Source organism: Streptomyces arenae (assembly GCF_022343545.1).
Lineage (GTDB): Bacteria > Actinomycetota > Actinomycetes > Streptomycetales > Streptomycetaceae > Streptomyces > Streptomyces humi.
This window is the reverse complement of sequence record NZ_JAKQYH010000018.1, coordinates 173183-189748: the sequence shown is the minus strand read 5'-3', so window position 1 is coordinate 189748 and position 16566 is coordinate 173183. Positions and strand designations below refer to the sequence as shown.

General features: G+C 70.6%; 16 protein-coding genes and 1 tRNA gene. 7 read left to right on the top strand and 10 right to left on the bottom strand.

Going from position 1 to position 16566, the window contains the following annotated elements:
* The first annotated feature begins 3 nt into the window (after positions 1–3).
* The 3 genes from MB828_RS10105 to MB828_RS10095 all read left to right on the top strand — a co-directional run bounded on the left by MB828_RS10105 (position 4) and on the right by MB828_RS10095 (position 1368).
* Positions 4–723 carry an ABC transporter permease subunit gene (locus MB828_RS10105; RefSeq protein WP_301647872.1) on the top strand — a complete coding sequence of 240 codons (720 nt, stop codon included), beginning with the start codon at positions 4–6 and terminating at the stop codon, positions 721–723.
* Between the two features lie 79 nt (positions 724–802).
* Positions 803–1000 carry a hypothetical protein gene (locus tag MB828_RS10100; RefSeq protein ID WP_133023754.1) on the top strand — a complete coding sequence of 66 codons (198 nt, stop codon included), beginning with the start codon at positions 803–805 and terminating at the stop codon, positions 998–1000.
* A 280-nt stretch (positions 1001–1280) separates the two neighbouring features.
* Positions 1281–1368 (top strand) — tRNA-Ser (locus MB828_RS10095).
* A 116-nt stretch (positions 1369–1484) separates the two neighbouring features.
* Here the strand turns inward: MB828_RS10095 and MB828_RS10090 are convergent.
* From MB828_RS10090 to MB828_RS10050, 9 genes are all read right to left on the bottom strand, one after another.
* On the bottom strand, positions 1485–2282 hold the full coding sequence (locus MB828_RS10090; RefSeq protein WP_301647871.1) for an HAD family hydrolase: 798 nt from the start codon (positions 2280–2282) through the stop codon (positions 1485–1487).
* The gene (gene serS, locus MB828_RS10085; protein ID WP_301647870.1) at positions 2279–3556 is read right to left on the bottom strand and encodes a serine--tRNA ligase; all 1278 of its coding nucleotides are present in this window, start codon (positions 3554–3556) and stop codon (positions 2279–2281) included. Before serS ends, MB828_RS10090 begins: the two co-directional genes overlap by 4 nt.
* Before the next feature lie 530 nt (positions 3557–4086).
* Entirely contained in the window at positions 4087–5022 is a 936-nt protein-coding gene (pheA, locus tag MB828_RS10080; RefSeq protein ID WP_133023756.1) for a prephenate dehydratase, read from the bottom strand.
* 95 nt (positions 5023–5117) lie between these two features.
* Positions 5118–6395: an iron uptake transporter deferrochelatase/peroxidase subunit gene (gene efeB, locus MB828_RS10075; protein ID WP_301647869.1), complete on the bottom strand. Its 1278-nt coding sequence runs from the start codon at positions 6393–6395 to the stop codon at positions 5118–5120.
* 8 nt (positions 6396–6403) lie between these two features.
* Positions 6404–8506: a copper resistance CopC/CopD family protein gene (locus MB828_RS10070; protein WP_301647868.1), complete on the bottom strand. Its 2103-nt coding sequence runs from the start codon at positions 8504–8506 to the stop codon at positions 6404–6406.
* A 14-nt stretch (positions 8507–8520) separates the two neighbouring features.
* Positions 8521–8973, bottom strand: coding sequence for a copper chaperone PCu(A)C (locus tag MB828_RS10065; protein ID WP_301647977.1), 453 nt, complete (start codon positions 8971–8973; stop codon positions 8521–8523).
* Between the two features lie 74 nt (positions 8974–9047).
* Entirely contained in the window at positions 9048–9701 is a 654-nt protein-coding gene (locus MB828_RS10060) for an SCO family protein (RefSeq protein ID WP_301647867.1), read from the bottom strand.
* Between the two features lie 107 nt (positions 9702–9808).
* On the bottom strand, positions 9809–10555 hold the full coding sequence (locus tag MB828_RS10055; RefSeq protein WP_301647866.1) for a YcnI family protein: 747 nt from the start codon (positions 10553–10555) through the stop codon (positions 9809–9811).
* Between the two features lie 136 nt (positions 10556–10691).
* Positions 10692–11549 carry a hypothetical protein gene (locus MB828_RS10050; RefSeq protein WP_301647865.1) on the bottom strand — a complete coding sequence of 286 codons (858 nt, stop codon included), beginning with the start codon at positions 11547–11549 and terminating at the stop codon, positions 10692–10694.
* Between the two features lie 404 nt (positions 11550–11953).
* On the opposite strand from MB828_RS10050, the gene MB828_RS10045 reads away from it, so the two are divergent.
* From MB828_RS10045 to MB828_RS10030, 4 genes are all read left to right on the top strand, one after another.
* A complete protein-coding gene (locus MB828_RS10045; protein ID WP_133023762.1) occupies positions 11954–12403 on the top strand; it encodes an ATP-binding protein in 450 nt (149 codons plus the stop codon).
* Between the two features lie 38 nt (positions 12404–12441).
* A complete protein-coding gene (locus tag MB828_RS10040) occupies positions 12442–13017 on the top strand; it encodes a GNAT family N-acetyltransferase (RefSeq protein WP_301647864.1) in 576 nt (191 codons plus the stop codon).
* 99 nt (positions 13018–13116) lie between these two features.
* On the top strand, positions 13117–14070 hold the full coding sequence (locus MB828_RS10035) for an intradiol ring-cleavage dioxygenase (RefSeq protein WP_301647863.1): 954 nt from the start codon (positions 13117–13119) through the stop codon (positions 14068–14070).
* A 10-nt stretch (positions 14071–14080) separates the two neighbouring features.
* Positions 14081–14902, top strand: a complete 822-nt coding sequence (locus MB828_RS10030) for a triphosphoribosyl-dephospho-CoA synthase (RefSeq protein ID WP_301647862.1) — start codon at positions 14081–14083, stop codon at positions 14900–14902.
* 92 nt (positions 14903–14994) lie between these two features.
* Here MB828_RS10030 and MB828_RS10025 read toward each other — a convergent pair whose 3' ends face one another.
* Entirely contained in the window at positions 14995–16482 is a 1488-nt protein-coding gene (locus MB828_RS10025) for an aminopeptidase P family protein (protein ID WP_301647861.1), read from the bottom strand.
* Positions 16483–16566 lie beyond the last annotated feature (84 nt).

The following is a 16566-nucleotide window of genomic DNA, read 5'->3' as shown; positions in this document are numbered from 1 at the left end:
AAGATGTACGACCCCACAGTCGCCCGGCTCACCTACCGGGCCCTGCTCGGCCGTCGCCGGGCCCTCATCCTGGGCGCGCTGCCCCTGCTGCTGATCGTGATCTCCGTGGTCGTCCGCGCCCTCGCCGGAGCCGACGACCAGACGGCCGCCGACCTGCTCGGCGGGCTCGCCCTGGCCACCATGGTGCCGCTCATCGGCGTCATCGCCGGCACCGGCGCGATCGGACCCGAGATCGACGACGGCTCGGTGGTGTACCTGCTGTCCAAGCCGATCAAACGGCCGACGATCATCTTCACCAAGCTGATCGTGGCGATCGCCGTGACGATGGTGTTCTCCGCCCTGCCGACCCTGATCGCCGGCTTCATCCTGAACGGCAACGGCCAGCAGATCGCCGTCGCCTACACGGTGGCCGCGCTGGTCGCGTCGATCACCTACGCGGCGCTCTTCCTGCTCCTCGGCACGGTGTCCCGGCACGCGGTGGTCTTCGGGCTGGTCTACGCGCTGGTCTGGGAGGCGCTGTTCGGCTCCCTGGTCCCCGGTGCGCGGACGCTGAGCGTCCAGCAGTGGTCGCTGGCGGTCGCCCACAAGGTGACGGGCGGCGACCTGGTCACGTCGGACGTGTCCCTGACGACGGCCACGGTGCTGCTGATCGTGGTGACCGTCCTGGCGACCTGGTACGCCGGACAGAAGCTGCGCTCGCTGACACTGGCGGGCGAGGAGTAGACGGCCGGCTTGTTGACGGGGACTTCATCCGTGCCCGGGCAGACTGGGCAACAGGGACGTTCTGTGGAGAGGAACGGGGATGGCGGAGGACTGGGACGGCGTCGTTCTGAACGAGGACTTCATACGGTCGGCCGAGACCTCGGAGCCGTCCGCCCGGGCGCGGATGCTGGCGGCGCGGTGGCGCACGGAGAAGCCGGAGCCACAGCCGTGGCGGTCCGACGAGGCGCCCGCGGGGTGGTTCTTCAGCAAGGCACGGCGCAAGTGGTGGCGCCGGTAAGCCGTTCTTCGGCTGCGCGCCGGTGGGGGCCGGTCGCGCAGTTCATCGCGCCCCTGGCGGGGCGCTTGCGGTGGGCGCCTCTCAGATAATCACTGGCGTCCAACTCGGCGCGGAGGCACAGTTGTTGTGTCACCCACCAGCCGGGAGAGGAGCCGGACGATGTCCATGCACGACAGTACGTCCCGCTCCCGTCAGGGCAGCCTTCGGCGGATCGCCGTGTAGCTGCCCGGGGCGGCCGCTTCGAGCACGCGATGGTCGCTCTCGCGTGGGCCGCCCACCCGGAGGATTGGCCGAGTGGTAAGGCACCGGCTTGCTAAGCCGTGGTCGGGTCTGAAAAGCCCGCGCACGTTCGATTCGTGCATCCTCCGCAGAATTTGTGAGCACGCATGAGTGGTCCCACGCAAGGGGCGCGGGGCTGTATCAATGTGCGGCTCCGCCGCGTGGGCGCGACCAGCCCCCACACACTCGCAGGCAACCGACGACCTCAGCCGAGCAGACGCTCCAGCACCACGGCGATCCCGTCCTCCTCGTTGGAAGACGTCACCTCGTCGGCCACCGCCTTCAGCTCCTGATGGGCGTTGGCCATCGCCACCCCGCGCGCCGCCCACGCGAACATCGGGATGTCGTTCGGCATGTCGCCGAAGGCGATCGTGCCGGCCGCCTTCTGGCCGAGCCGGCGCGCGGCCAGCGACAGGCCCGTGGCCTTCGACAGGCCGAGCGGGAGCAGCTCCACGATGCCCTGGCCCGCCATGGCGACGGTGACGAAGCCACCGGCGGCCTGTCGTGCCGCCTCGGCCAGCTCGTCGTCGGACAGCTCGGGGTGCTGTATGTAGATCTTGTTCAGGGGTGCCGACCACAGGTCCGCGGCGTCCGTGAACGGGGTCGCCGGAAGGTGGCCCGTCACCGCGTACCCCGGGCCCACCAGCACGTCGCCGTCGAGTCCGTCCCGGCTCGCCGCCAGGTACAGCGGGCCCACCTCGGCCTCGATCTTCGCCAGGGCGACCCCGGCCAGCTGACGGTCCAGCGTCACGGAGGTCAGCAGCCGGTGCGACCCGGCGTCGTACACCTGCGCACCCTGGCCGCAGACGGCGAGGCCGTCGTAGCCGAGGTCGTCGAGGATGTGCCGGGTCCAGGGGACCGCGCGGCCGGTGACGACGATGTGCGCGGCGCCCGCCGCGGTGGCCGCGGCGAGCGCGTCACGGGTGCGCCCGGAGATCGACTCGTCGGAGCGCAGCAGCGTCCCGTCGAGGTCGGTGGCGATGAGCCCGTAGGGGAAGGTCACCGGGACACCGGCTCCAGTACCTCCCGGCCGCCCAGGTACGGGCGCAGCACCTCGGGCACGCGCACCGAGCCGTCGGCCAGCTGGTGGTTCTCCAGGATCGCCACGATCGTGCGCGGTACGGCGCACAGCGTGCCGTTGAGCGTCGCGAGCGGCTGCACCTTCTTGCCGTCCCGCATCCGGACGGACAGCCGGCGGGCCTGGAAGCTGTCGCAGTTGGAGGCCGAGGTCAGCTCGCGGTACTTGCCCTGGGTGGGGATCCACGCCTCGCAGTCGTACTTGCGCGAGGCGGACGCGCCGAGGTCGCCGGAGGCCACGTCGATGACCTGGAAGGGCAGCTCGAGGCCGGTCAGCCACTGCTTCTCCCAGTCCAGGAGCCGCTTGTGCTCGTTCTCCGCGTCCTCGGGGGCGACGTAGGAGAACATCTCGACCTTGTCGAACTGGTGCACCCGGAAGATGCCCCGGGTGTCCTTGCCGTACGTGCCCGCCTCACGGCGGAAGCAGGGCGAGAAGCCCGCGTAGCGCAGCGGCAGCTGGTCGGCGTCCAGGATCTCGTCCATGTGGTACGCGGCGAGGGGGACCTCGGAGGTGCCGACCAGGTAGTAGTCGTCCTTCTCCAGGTGGTACACGTTCTCGGCGGCCTGGCCGAGGAAGCCGGTGCCCTCCATGGCGCGCGGGCGGACCAGCGCGGGGGTCAGCATCGGGACGAAGCCGGCCTCGGTGGCCTGCGCGATCGCCGCGTTGACCAGCGCCAGCTCGAGAAGGGCGCCGACACCGGTCAGGTAGTAGAAGCGCGAGCCGGACACCTTGGCGCCGCGTTCCACGTCGATGGCGCCCAGCGCCTCGCCGAGCTCCAGGTGGTCCTTGGGCTCGAAGCCCTCGGCGCCGAAGTCGCGGATGGTGCCGTGCGTCTCCAGGACGACGAAGTCCTCCTCGCCGCCGACCGGGACGTCGGGGTGGACGAGGTTGCCCAGTTGCAGCGCGAGGCGCTTGGTCTCCTCGTCGGCCTCGTGCTGCTCGGCGTCCGCGGCCTTGACGTCGGCGGAGAGCTGGCTCGCCCGCGTCAGCAGTTCGGCCTTCTCGTCGCCCGAGGCCTTGGGAATGAGCTTGCCGAGCGACTTCTGTTCGTTGCGCAGCTCGTCGAAGCGGACGCCCGAGGACCTGCGCCGCTCGTCGGCAGACAGGAGGGAGTCGACGAGCGCGACGTCCTCTCCACGGGCGCGCTGGGACGCGCGCACACGGTCGGGGTCCTCACGGAGCAGGCGAAGGTCAATCACGGAGCCAAGGCTACCGGTGTGGGGTTGCCGCTCACGAATCACTATTCCTACGTGTTCCGATTCGCTACATACGTTCCGTTATGACGGAATTGCCGAGCGTGTCAATAAAAAGTGTCTCACTCCCCGGGACGGGGCACGTCGACGGGCTGCGGTTGACTCGATTTCCTTGTGGAGAGCGGAACTTGGAGGTGTGGTTGTCCACAGGGGCCCGCGCTCTCGCGAAAGTTATCCACAGGGTGTGTGGATGAGGTGTGACCTCCGGAATTGATCACTCCGTAACACCCCTGTGAAGAGAGGAATTCCCGGTTCAAACCGGGACAACACCCACTTTCGAGTGGAAAGGCATCGCTCCAAAAGATGAACCATGGGAAACGAGTGGACGAAGGGTGATGCGGGCGACCGGGGGCGCATCGGCGGCCCGTAGGACGATTTGTCGACAGACTCACGTGGTGCTGTCGACTTGTCCCCAGGTCGAGAAGAGTGCCTGTGGATAACTCCTGTGGATAACGAAGATACGAAGGTGGGACTGGCTAGAAGCGGCCGTCCTGGCAGCGCGCCACCCAGTCCGAGGCGGCCACGAACTCCTCGTCGGACGTCCCGGGCAGCGTCGGGCCCACGGTCTCGCCGGGCCGGACGTCCGCCCGCGGATAGGAGCCCAGGAACCGCACCTGGCGGCAGATCCGCTTCAGCCCCATCAGGGCCTCCGCCACCCGCCGGTCGGAGATGTGCCCCTCGGCGTCGATGCAGAAGCAGTAGTTGCCGATGCCGGCACCGGTCGGCCGGGACTGGAGCAGCATCAGGTTGATGCCCCGGGTGGCGAACTCGCCGAGCAGGTCACGCAGGCCACCGGGGTGGTCCTCGTTCTGCCAGAGCACGATCGAGGTCTTGTCCGCGCCGGTCGGGGCCGCGGGCCGGGCCGGACGGCCGACGAGCACGAACCGGGTCTGCGCGTTCTCCGCGTCGTGGATCCCGGCCTCCAGTACCTCCAGACCGTACCGCTCGGCCGCGAACTCACCGGCGAACGCGGCGTCGTAGCGGCCCTCCTGGACCAGCCGGGCGCCGTCCGCGTTCGAAGCGGCGGACTCCCAGACGGCTTCGGGGAGGTGGGCCCGCAGCCAGTTGCGGACCTGCGGCTGGGCGACCGGATGCGCGGTCACCGTCTTGATCTCGGAGAGCTTGGTGCCCGGCCGGACCAGCAGCGCGAAGGTGATCGACAGCAGCACCTCGCGGTAGATCATCAGCGGCTGGCCGGCGACCAGCTCGTCGAGGGTCGTGGTGACCCCGCCCTCGACGGAGTTCTCGATCGGCACGAACGCGGCCTCGGCCTCGCCGTTCCGTACGGCGTCCAGTGCCGACTGCACGGAGACGTAGGGGACGAGCTCCCGGGTGGCGGACTCCGGAAGCGTGCGCAGAGCGACTTCGGTGAAGGTGCCTTCAGGACCGAGATACGCATAGCTCGCTGGCATGTCCCTCACCCTAATGGGCCCAGGAACGCCAAGCCGACCTGTCTCACCGGAACCACTCGACCGGGTGGTTTGAAACCCGGAAGCGCACCGAGGGATCAGCCTTCCAGCAGCCGCTGCCCCACGTACTCCCCTTCGGCCGCGCCACCCGGCACCGCGAACAGCCCGCTCGCCTCGTGCCGGATGTACTGCGACAGCGCGTCCCCGCGGTCCAGCTTCCGCTGCAACGGCACGAACCCGCGCAGCGGATCCGCCTGCCAGCAGACGAAGAGCAGCCCCGCGTCCGGCGTCCCGTCCGCGTCGATCCCGTCGTGGTACGAGAACGGGCGCCGCAGGATGGCCGCGCCCCCGTTCTGGTCGGGCCGGGTGATCCGGGCATGGGCGTTGACCGGCACCACGTACTCGCCGTCGGACCGCGACTTCTCCAGGTCCATCGGGGTCGTCTCGGTGCCTCCGGACAGCGGTGCCCCGTTCGACTTCTTCCGCCCGATCACGTTCTCCTGGGCCGCGAGCGACAGCTTCTCCCAGTCGTCGAGGAGCATGCGGATCCGTCGTACTACGGCGTAGGAGCCGTTCGCCATCCAGGCGGGCTCGCCGGACGAGGGCACGAAGATCCGTTCGTCGAAGTCCGGGTCGGCCGGCTTCGGATTGCGGGTGCCGTCCAGCTGGCCCATGAGATTGCGGGCCGTCATGGGGTGGGCGGTGGCGCCCGGGGTGCGGTTGAAGCCGTTCATCTGCCAGCGCACCCGGGCCGCGCTGCCCGCGTCCTTCTGGAGGGCGCGCAGGGCGTGGAAGGCGACCAGCGCGTCGTCGGCGCCGATCTGCACCCACAGATCGCCGTTGCTGCGCGACCTGTCCAGGTGGTCGGAGGAGAAGTCGGGCAGCGGGTCCAGGGCGGACGGCCGCTGCTTCTCCAGCCCGGTGCGGGCGAAGAAGCTGTTGCCGAAGCCGAAGGTGATCGTCAGCGACGAGGGACCCGCGTCCCGGGCCACCTCGGTGTCGTCCTGCGTCATTGGCTCGCCCGCCATCAGCCGCCCGGCCGTCGTCGACCAGCGGCGCAGCAGCGCCGCGGCCTGCGCGCGGCCCGCGCCCGCCGCCAGGTCGAAGGCGACCAGATGGCCGCGCGCCTGAAGACCCTCGGTGATGCCCGGCTGATGTTTCCCGTGAAACATCGCCTCGCCGGAGCCCACCGAGCTGAGCGGGGTGGCCTGGGCGGGCGCGGCCGCGTAGCCGACACCCGCGCCCGCGGCGCCGAGCACGAGCCCGGTGGCCCCGGCCGTGCCGAGCAGCGCGCGCCGGCTGACGCCGCCCGTGGCGGTGGCCGAGGGGGCTTCCCCGGTGACCGGGGTACGAAGGGACTGGGACGGTTCAGCCATGGTGCGGTTCAGCCGATCTGCGCGTGCTTGGAGACGGTCACCTGGTCGATGTCGGAGGTCCGCACGGTCACGGAGACCGTCCAGTCTCCGGCCATGGGGATCTGCACGCCGTTGGCGGCCCAGTGCCCGGTGGTGATGTGGTCCGGTGCCACGGGAAGCGGCCCGATCTTCTTGGCGTCGAGCGTGAAGGCGACCTTCACCTCGGGGATGTCGAAGGCGCGTCCGTTGGGCCGCTGGACGTAGACGTGCATCTCGTTGCTGCCCACGGTCGCGGGGTCGAGGTCGACGCGGACGACGCCCTTGCCGTCCTTGCCGCCGGTGTCGAAGGACATGTCGAGGGTCAGCGCACCGGAGGACGAGTCCGACGAGGAGGACGACGAAGACGACGAGGACGCCGAGGACGACGAGGCGGCGGCCTTGGCGTCCAGTTCGGTCCGGCCCGGCTCGGTCTGGGTCAGCACGGTCGTCACCGCGAGCAGGGCGACGGCGACCCCGGCCTCCGCGAGCACCGAGCGGCGCAGGCCGAAGCGGTTGGGGTCGGCGTCCCGGACGCGCTTCTGCCGGGCGAGGTCCTTGGCGGTCTGCTGCCGGGCCAGCTGCGCGGCGCGCTCGGGGTCGGTGTCGTGGTCGCCGGGAGCGGCCTTCCCTGCGGACGCCTCCTCGCCGGGCCCGGTGACCCGGGCGCGGGCCGTGCCGGACGCCTCCTTGGCCGCGGCGGACGCCTTGACCCTCTCCTTCTCGGCCTGCTTCGTCGCGGCGGACGCCTTGACCGTCTCCTCCCCGGCCGACGCCTTTCCGGTCTCTGCCCCGGCCGGCACCTTCGCGGTCTCCTCCCCGCCCGTGGCCCTCCCGGTCTCCTCCCCGGTCTCGGTCAGTGCGGTGTCCGCGAGCCGGCCCGTCCAGCGCCGCGAAATGGACGCGATGCCGACGAGCAGCGCCACGAGCGCGATCTTGACCAGCAGCAGCTGTCCGTACGCGGTGTCGGTGAACGCCGACCAGGAGCCGAGCTGGCGCCAGGACTGGTAGACGCCCGTGCCGACCAGTGCCAGCACGCTCCCGAAGGCGACCTGGGAGAAGCGTCGTACCGCCGCGGACCCGACCGGGGTGTCGGCGGGCGCCCGGTACAGGGCGACCAGCAGGGCGGTGAGGCCGCCGAGCCAGGTGGCGACGGCGAGCAGGTGGACGACGTCGACCGGCATCGCGATGCCCGGCTGGAGTCCGGTGGAGGCGTGCTCGGCCATGGCCCAGCTCGCCGCGAGCCCGGCGGCCACGACGGTCCCGCCGATGGCGAGTCCGAAGGTCAGGTCGCGCTTCTCCGCGCCCTCCTCGCGCTTGTCGTAGGCGCCGAAGAGCACCGCGATGAACAGCGCGGCGGCGGCGAGCAGCAGCAGCCGGGAGACCAGCGCAGCGCCGGTCTTGGTCTGTAGGACCTGGCCGAGCAGGTTCAGGTCGAAGATGTCGCCGACGCTGCCGGAGGTGGTGTAGGAGCCGCGCAGGAGCAGCAGCCACAGGGTGGCCGCGGTGAGCGTCAGCCAGCCGCCGACGACGAGCCGTTGCAGGGCCCGGACACCGGAGCCGCGTTGCCAGCAGGCCAGCACGAACGCGGCGCCGCCGACGAGCACGATGTAGCCGGCGTACGACATGTAGCGCCCGAAGCCGTAGAGCCAGCCGACGAAGCCGCCGCCGGCCTCCTGGTCCCCGACCGAGGCGACGGTCGCGGACGGCGCCCCGACGGAGAAGGTGTAGGCGCCGGCGACGGGGTGGCTGTCCGCCGAGACGACCTGCCAGGCGACGGTGTACGTGCCCTTGCCCAGGCCGGTCTTGAGCTGGACCCCGTAGGTCGTCCCGGACAGGTTGTCCGGCTTGGCGGTGTCGACCCGCTTGCCCTTGGGGTCGAGGACCCGGATCGAGTTGCTGTTCAGCGACACGTTCTCGGAGAACGTGAGGGAGACCTGGTCGGGCGCCTTCGGGACCACCACCCCCTGGGCGGGGTCGCTGCCGGTCAGCGCGGCGTGCGCGGAGGCCGGCCCGGCCCCGGCCAGCAGTGCGCCGGCGACGGCGAGGATCAGCAGCACCAGGGTGCGCAGGCGGGGGGTGATGGTCCGCGTCAAGGTCGGTCCCTCCCTCAGTGTCCGGTCGACGGGTTGTACGTGGCGGACTTCACCGGCATCTCGACCGTGAGCGGACCGGATTCGGCGAACTTGAGTTTCAGCGTGATCGTGTCGCCCTGCTCCGGGCGGTGCTTCAGCTTCTCGAACATCAGATGGTTGCCACCGCTTTTGAACACGAGTTGACCGTGTGCGGGCACCTCGAAGGAGCGGACCTCCTCCATGGCGCCGCCGTTGGTCTCGTGCATGGTGATCTCGCCGGCGGAGTCGCTGGTGACGGAGGTCAGTTCGTCCTTCGTGCCACCCTTGTTGGTGATCGTCAGGAACCCGGCTGCCATGTCGGCGGAGACCGGCTGGGGCATGTAGGAGGCGCCCACCGACAACTCGGCCCCCGAGGCGGCCGAGCCGCCGCAGCCCACCAGGACCAGCGCGCCCGCCAGAGCGGTGCCGGTGGCGGCCACACCGGTCAGCGCAAGCCGCCTTCCGGTCAGGGCCGGACGGCGGACGGTCAGACCCGGACGGCGGACGGTCAGACCCGGGCGCCTCACGGGTTCTCCCCCTTGATCAGCTTGGGGAGGTCCTTGGTGTAGTCGTCGACGGTGGCGTTCTCGCCGTACAGGACGTAACCGCCGTCGGTCTTCGGCGAGAACGCGATGACCTGGGTGCCGTGCACCGAGACGACCTTGCCGGTCTTCTTGTCCTTGTGGGTCGGCTCGATGGAGATGCCGAGGGTCCGGGCGCCGGCCTGGATGGTGGCGAAGTCGCCGGTCAGGCCGACGAAGCTGGAGTCGATGCCCTTGAGCCACTTGCCGAGTTCGGACGGGGTGTCACGGGCCGGGTCGGTGGTGACGAACACGACCCGCAGCTTCGCCTGGTCGGCCTTGGAGAGCGCCTTCTTGGCGACCGCGAGATTGTTCATGGTCAGCGGGCAGACGTCGGGGCAGTGCGTGTAGCCGAAGTAGATCAGCGTGGGCCGGCCCTTGGTCTCGGCGCGCAGGTCGTACTTCTTGCCCTGGGTGTCGGTGAGGACCAGGTCCGGCTTCTCGAACGGCTGGTCCAGGATGGTCGCGGCCTTGTTCGAGTTGTCCCCGGCGACGACGGTGACGGGCGATGTGGCGTCGTCGCCGCTGCCGCAGGCGGAGAGGGTGAGGGTGGCGGCGGCGAGCAGGGCGGCCGCGGCGAACGTCTTCTTGCGCATAGAAAAATGTCCCAGATGTGAGAGATCCGGCGCGCACCGGGGTCGTACGGGGCCGCGGAGCCCCGACAGCCTCGCACGACCCCCTGTGCGCGTCACGGACGTGGTACTCAGGCCTCGGAGCCCGTGGACCGGCGGCGGCCGGCGAGTACGCCGTAGGCGACTCCGGCCGCGCCGACGACGATGCCGACGATGCCGAGGACGCGGGCGGTGGTGTCGCCGCCGGACGAACCGGCGTCGCCGGAGGCCGTGGTCCCGGTCTTGGCGGCGGTCTCCGCGGCGGTGTCCTCGGCGGTCGTGGAGCCGTGGTGGTCGTCGGTGGCGGCGGACAGCGTGAGGACCGGGGCCGGGTTCTCCGGCTCCTCCTGGCCCTTCTGCTGGACCTCGATCCAGCGGACGACCTCCTTGTTGGAGTACGTCTGCAGCGCCTTGAAGACCAGTTCGTCGGTGTTCTCCGGAAGCGCGCCCACGGAGAGCGGGAACTTCTGGAAGTAGCCCGGCTCGATGCCCTTGGCGTCGGAGGCGGTCCAGGTGACCTTGGTGACCGCCTCGCCGATCTTCTCGCCGTGCATCTCCAGCGGCTTGGCCAGCTTGGACTTGGTGACGTCGATCTTCCAGCCGGCCATCGGCTGCGGCATCACGGACGCGATCGGGTGGTCGGCGGGGAAGGTGACCTCGACCTTGGTGGTCGAGGCGTTGTCGCGCTCGTTGGGGACCTTGAAGTCGATGACCGCGTAACCGCCCTTCGCGGCGGTGCCCTCGGGCTGCACACTGACGTGCGCGAACGCGGGCGAGGAGACAGCGAGTACGGCCGTACCCGCGACGGCGGTGACGGCGGCGAGACGAGAAGCCTTCATGGCAGGAGCACTCCACTCCGAGTGAGTTCTGTCGTCGAGGGGGCGTGCGGGCGGATGCGCACGCACGCGCGCGTGCCGCACGACGGCGGCAGGCCCCTCCGGACGAACTCCGGGGGAGTGCTCTGGTCGCGTCGTGTCAGGCGGCGAGAACGAGTGCGGCGGCCGCCGGCGGGCCGCGCCGGAGCAGGGAGTGCTGGAGGGTGACGGTGTGCGGTGCGGGCGGTTCGTCCCAGGCGCCGCGACCGCCTCGCGCGGGCGCCTCGGGCACCGCGACGAGCCCGGCGCACAGTGCGCACGCCAGCGCGAGCGCGCCGCGCAGTGAGCGGACGAGCGCTCCCTCGGCGACTCCGTGCGCCGACAGGTCGACCAGCCGGAGCACTGCCAGATCGCTCCGGCGCAGCAGCCAGCCGGCCACGACGGCCGCCAGCAGGTGACCGAGCAGCATGGACACGGAGGGCAGCATCAGGGCGGAGGACCCGGCGTCCGACGCCGTTCCGCTCATGTCCATGGCCGAGCCGGAGGTGCCGAGGGCCGAGCCCGAGGTGCCGAGGTGCGCGGCGGTGAGGATCTTGTACGCGTGAGCGGGGCTGATCTGCCCCACCCCGGCCCCGCACACCAGCTCGGCGGCCCGCTGGACCAGCGCCGCGTCGCCCGCCGCCGTCGCCGACGACATCCCGGAGCCGGTCATCGCGGAACCGCCGGCCATCGCCGTACCGCCGTGCTGGCCGAGCCCGAACAGCGTGTGCAGCACGGTCTGCAGGACCGCGAGCAGGGCGACGGTCCCCGGCAGCGAGCGGGCCCGCCCGGTCAGCGGGGCGACGAGTGCCAGGGTGCCCAGGAAACCCGCGCCGAGCGTCCACAGCGGAACGGTCGCGCAGGACGCCAGGGTGTGCCCCGCCGCGGCCAGTACGACGCAGAGCGCGGCGAACACCGCGGCCCGCAGGAGCCGCAGTCCGCTTCCGGGACGCGCGGTGCGCGGGCGGGGGGCAGTCATGGCGGGCTCATCATCGCACTGGACCCGGGCCTCCTTGACGGCAGGTCCGGAAGATTCCGTTACGACCGGAAACGCTGGAAGGCCTCGCGGAGGACGGCCGGGACGCCCGGGGCGCCGGGGTCGGACGGGGTCCGGCGGCGGCCGGGAGCCGGCCGGGCGCGGCCGAAGCGGAAGGCGTCGCGCAGGGCGGCGGAGGGCTTTCGGGGCGGGAAACGAGAGGGGAACAGCAGGAGAACAAGAAAGAGAAGCGGAAGATCGATTTTGTCCCGAACCCGCCGCTCATACACCGAAACCTCCCCAGGCGCATCCCCCGGATGGGCGTTCTCACATGAACGGAGTGCTTACACCCGCGCACGGCTGGCAATAGGTATCGGTATGTCGAGCCGCGGCCGGGAGGCTGGAGCATGAGCATCTGGTGGTCACTCCATCTGCGGCGTGAGGCCGCCAGCGTGCCACTCGCCCGCAGGCTGCTGATCGGCACCATGGAGACCGCGGGCGTCGATCCCGACATCTCCTACGACCTCTCCGTCGCCCTCAGCGAGGCCTGCGCGAACGCCGTCGAGCACGGCGGGGCCGGCCGTACCTCGGAGGCGTACCGGGTCACCGCCTACCTGGACGGCGAGAAGTGCCGTATCGAGGTGGCCGATTCGGGTCCGGGCATCGGTCCGGGGTTCGCCCGCACCCAGGACATCAGACCCGCCCGCCTCGACGCCGAACACGGCAGGGGGCTCTGTCTCATCAGGGAACTCGCCGACCACGTCCACATCGGCAGCAAACCGGGCCGCGGCGGCACGGTGGTCAGCTTCGACAAGATCCTCAAGTGGAAGAAAGATCCTTCCCTGCTTTCGGCATGACTCTCGCCCCCGCATAACCCGCGCGCTAGGGTGCGCGCATGTTTCTCAGAATGATTAAAGAAATCCCGGTCCTGCCCGACGTGATATTGCGTCCGCTTGCCGTCGGTGACGCGCGAGCGCTGAGCATCGCATACACCGTCAACCGAAGCCATCTCGAACCCTGGGAGCCGGTCAGACCCGAGTCCTTCTTCACCGTCGAGGGGCAGACCGAACGCATCGACGACCTGCTGAAACAGGCCGCGGACGGGGTCCTGCTCCCGCTGCTCATGGAGTCGGCCGGTACCGGCCGGATCGTCGGTGCGATCACTCTTACCGGAATTTCCCTGGGGCCTTTCTGCAGCTCCTACGTCGGCTATTGGGTGGCCGGCGATCAGCAGGGCCGCGGGCTGGCCACGGCCGCGCTGGAACGGGTCTGCGGGATCGCGAGAGAGGTTGTCGGACTGCACCGGATCGAGGCATCCACCCTCATCGACAACATGACGTCCCAACGCGTGCTGAAGAAATGCGGATTCGAGACGATCGGTGATGCCCCGCAGTATCTGCACATCAATGGCGAGTGGCGGGACAGCCGTCTCTTCCAGCGGATCCTGCACGACCGTGACCCGGCCCTGTGACCAGCGGCTTCCAGCCGGTTTCAGCTTCCTGGGCGTTCACAGGTCGTTCCCAGCTCTTGCCCATGCCCCTGACAAACGGCGTTTCTAGCTTCGTCGCCCATGACGGGAAACCACAAAGACACGTCGATCACCCGCCGCCGCGCCCTCGCGGTGTCCGGCGGCACGGTGGCGGCCGGCGGCCTCGCGGTCGCCGGCTTCCAGTCGGCCTTCGCCGACACGACCGACGGCACCGACGCGGACGCCACGGCCTCCGCGAGCTCCACCAGCAGTGAGTGCATGACGCTGATGACCAGCGTCACGGAGGGCCCGTACTACCTCGATGGTGCCTTGGTGCGCAAGGACATCACCGAGGGCAAGGCCGGCGTTCCGCTGACCCTCCGCCTGACCGTCGTCGACGCCACCGACGGCTGCACCCCGGTCAAGGGCGCGGCGGTCGAGATCTGGCACTGCGACGCCTGGGGCTACTACTCCGGTTACACCACCGCCAACCCCGGCGGCTCCGCCCCCGCGGAAAGCGAGGAGGGCGACTCCGCCAACGACCAGACCTACCTGCGCGGTTACCAGATCGCCAACGCCAACGGGGTCGTCAAGTTCGAGACGATCTTCCCCGGCTGGTACACCCCGCGCACCTGCCACATCCACGTGAAGGTGCACACGGGCGGCGAGAAGGAGGACGGCACCTACGAGGGCGGCATCGTCAACTACACCGGCCAGCTGTTCTTCGACGACGACATCGCCGAGGAGATCTTCGCGCTGGAGCCCTACTCGAAGCACACCGGCAGCTACACCGTCCTCGCCGACGACATGGTGTACGACGGCGGCGGCGCTTCCAGCGGGCTGCTGACCCTGAAGGCGGTGCACAAGAAGGACCCCTCGAAGGGCTACAAGGGCTCGCTGACCCTGGGCATCGACCCGGACGCCGAGAACACGGGCGCCGGCAGCGGCGGTGGCGGTACGCCGCCGAGCGGTGCCCCGAGCGACGCGCCGACGGGCACCCCGCCGAGCGACGCTCCGACCGACAGCGCCTCCCCCTCGGCCTCCGCCTCCTCCTAAGGTAAGGAACATGACAAGCCGCGAGGACGACGCGCTGGCGCTGGCCGCGGTGGCCGCGCTCACCGGGCAGCTGGCCCTGGCCCCGAAGCCGGGGCTGCCCGACCCGCGTGACCTGGACGCCCACAGCACGCGCCGGGAGCACGACAGTCTGCGCTGGTCGGCCAAGGCGCTCGCGCCCGGCCTCGCGGCGATGGCCGCCTCCGCCCGCCGTACCGGCGAACCCTCGCCGGCCCTGCGGGCGGAGCTGGGCGCGATCGGCCGGTGCACCGAGCACTCGGTCGGCCTGGCCGGCGGCGGCCACAAGGGCGCGCTGTGGGCCCTCGGCTTACTGGTCGCCGCGGCGGCCCTCGACCCGCGGGCGAAGGCCCGCGAGATCGCCGCGACGGCCCGCAGGATCGCCGCGTTCAACGACAAGGGCGCCCCCAGACGCCCCTCCCGCGGTTCGACGATCTCCGCGAAGTACGGCGCGGCCGGCGCCCGGGGCGAGGCCAGGGCCGGATTCCCGCACGTGCGCAGGGCTTTGGAGGCACTGGCGACGGCCCGCAGGGCGGGCGCCACCGAGAACGAGGCCCGCCTGGACGCCCTCCTCACCGTGATGTCCACCCTCCAGGACACCGAACTCCTCTACGAAACAGGTCCGTTGGGCCTGCGCCACGTACAGGCGGGCGCGCGGGGAGTGCTGGAGGCGGGCGGCACGTCGACGAAGGCGGGCGCGGAGGCCCTGACAGCCCTGGACGCCGACCTGCACGACCGAGGCTGGAGCCCAAGAGGAAGCGCGGGCCTGCTGGCCGGCGCACTGTTTCTGGACGCCTTGTCTGGAGCGCCCCTTTAGGGGCGCGGGGAACTGCGCGACCAGCCCCCACACACCCGCAGAACGCGACGATGGCCGGGCACCCACCCAGGTACCCGGCCATTCATCTCACGTCAGCTCTTCAGAGAGGCCATCCAGGCTTCCACCTCGTCCGACCGCCGGGGCAGCCCCGCGGACAGGTTCCGGTTCCCGTCCTCGGTCACGAGGATGTCGTCCTCGATCCGCACGCCGATCCCCCGGTACTCCTCCGGCACGGTGAGGTCGTCGGCCTGGAAGTACAGCCCCGGCTCGACGGTGAGCACCATCCCCGGCTCCAGGACGCCCTCCACGTACGTCTCGGTCCGCGCGGCGGCACAGTCGTGGACGTCCAGGCCGAGCATGTGCCCGGTCCCGTGCAGCGTCCACCGGCGCTGCAGGCCCAGCTCCAGCACCCGCTCCACCGGCCCCTCCACGAGCCCCCACTCGACGAGCCGCTCGGCCAGCACCCGCTGTGCGGCATCGTGGAAGTCGCGGTACTTGGCACCCGGCTTCACCGCCGCGATGCCGGCCTCCTGGGCGTCGTACACGGCGTCGTAGATCTTCTTCTGGAGCTCGCTGTACGTGCCGTTGACCGGCAGGGTGCGTGTGACGTCGGCGGTGTACAGGCTGTGCGTCTCGACGCCGGCGTCCAGGAGCAGCAGCTCGCCGGAGCGCACCGGCCCGTCGTTGCGGACCCAGTGCAGCGTGCAGGCGTGCGGGCCGGCTGCGCAGATGGAGCCGTAGCCGATGTCGTTGCCCTCCACGCGCGCGCGGAGGAAGAACGTGCCCTCGATGTACCGCTCGCTGGTGGCCTCGGCCTTGTCGAGGACCTTCACGACGTCCTCGAAGCCGCGCACGGTCGAGTCGACGGCCTTCTGGAGCTCGCCGATCTCCCACTCGTCCTTGAGCAGGCGGGCCTCGGAGAGGAAGACGCGCAGTTCCTCGTCGCGCTCGGCGGTGACCTTGTCGGTCAGCGCGGCCTCGATGCCGGCGTCGTACCCGCGCACGACGCGGACCGGGCCGGTCGCCTCGCGCAGCTTGTCGGCCAGCTCGCGGACGTCGGCGGCGGGGATGCCGTAGAGCGTCTCGGACTCGGTCAGGGAGTGGCGGCGGCCCACCCACAGCTCGCCCTGCCCGGAGAGCCAGAACTCGCCGTTCTCACGGTCGGAGCGGGGCAGCAGGTAGACGGTGGCCACATGGCCGTCGCCCTTCGGCTCCAGGACGAGTACGCCGTCCTCGGTCTGGTTGCCGGTGAGGTAGACGTACTCGACCGACGCACGGAACGGGTACTCCGTGTCGTTCGAGCGGGTCTTCAGGTTGCCTGCCGGGATCACCAGGCGCTCGCCCGGGAAGCGGGCGGACAGCTCCGCGCGGCGGCGGGCGGTGTGCCCGGCCTGCTCGACGGGCTCGAGGCCGCGCAGCTCGGTGTCGGCCCAGCCGGACTTCATGCTGTCGGCGAGCTCGTCGGACACGCCCGGGTACAGGCCGTTCTTGCGCTGCTTGATCGGCTCTTCGTCCGCCGCGTCAGCGGCATGGTCGAGCACACTTTCCGGGGTCTCCGGGAGCTCGTCGGCCACGTTCATCCTCCTCGACACTGCTGTGGATCCCGTCCATCGTACGTTCGTACCGAACGGCGTCCCAGGGACCGGGGACCCATGGCCGTATGA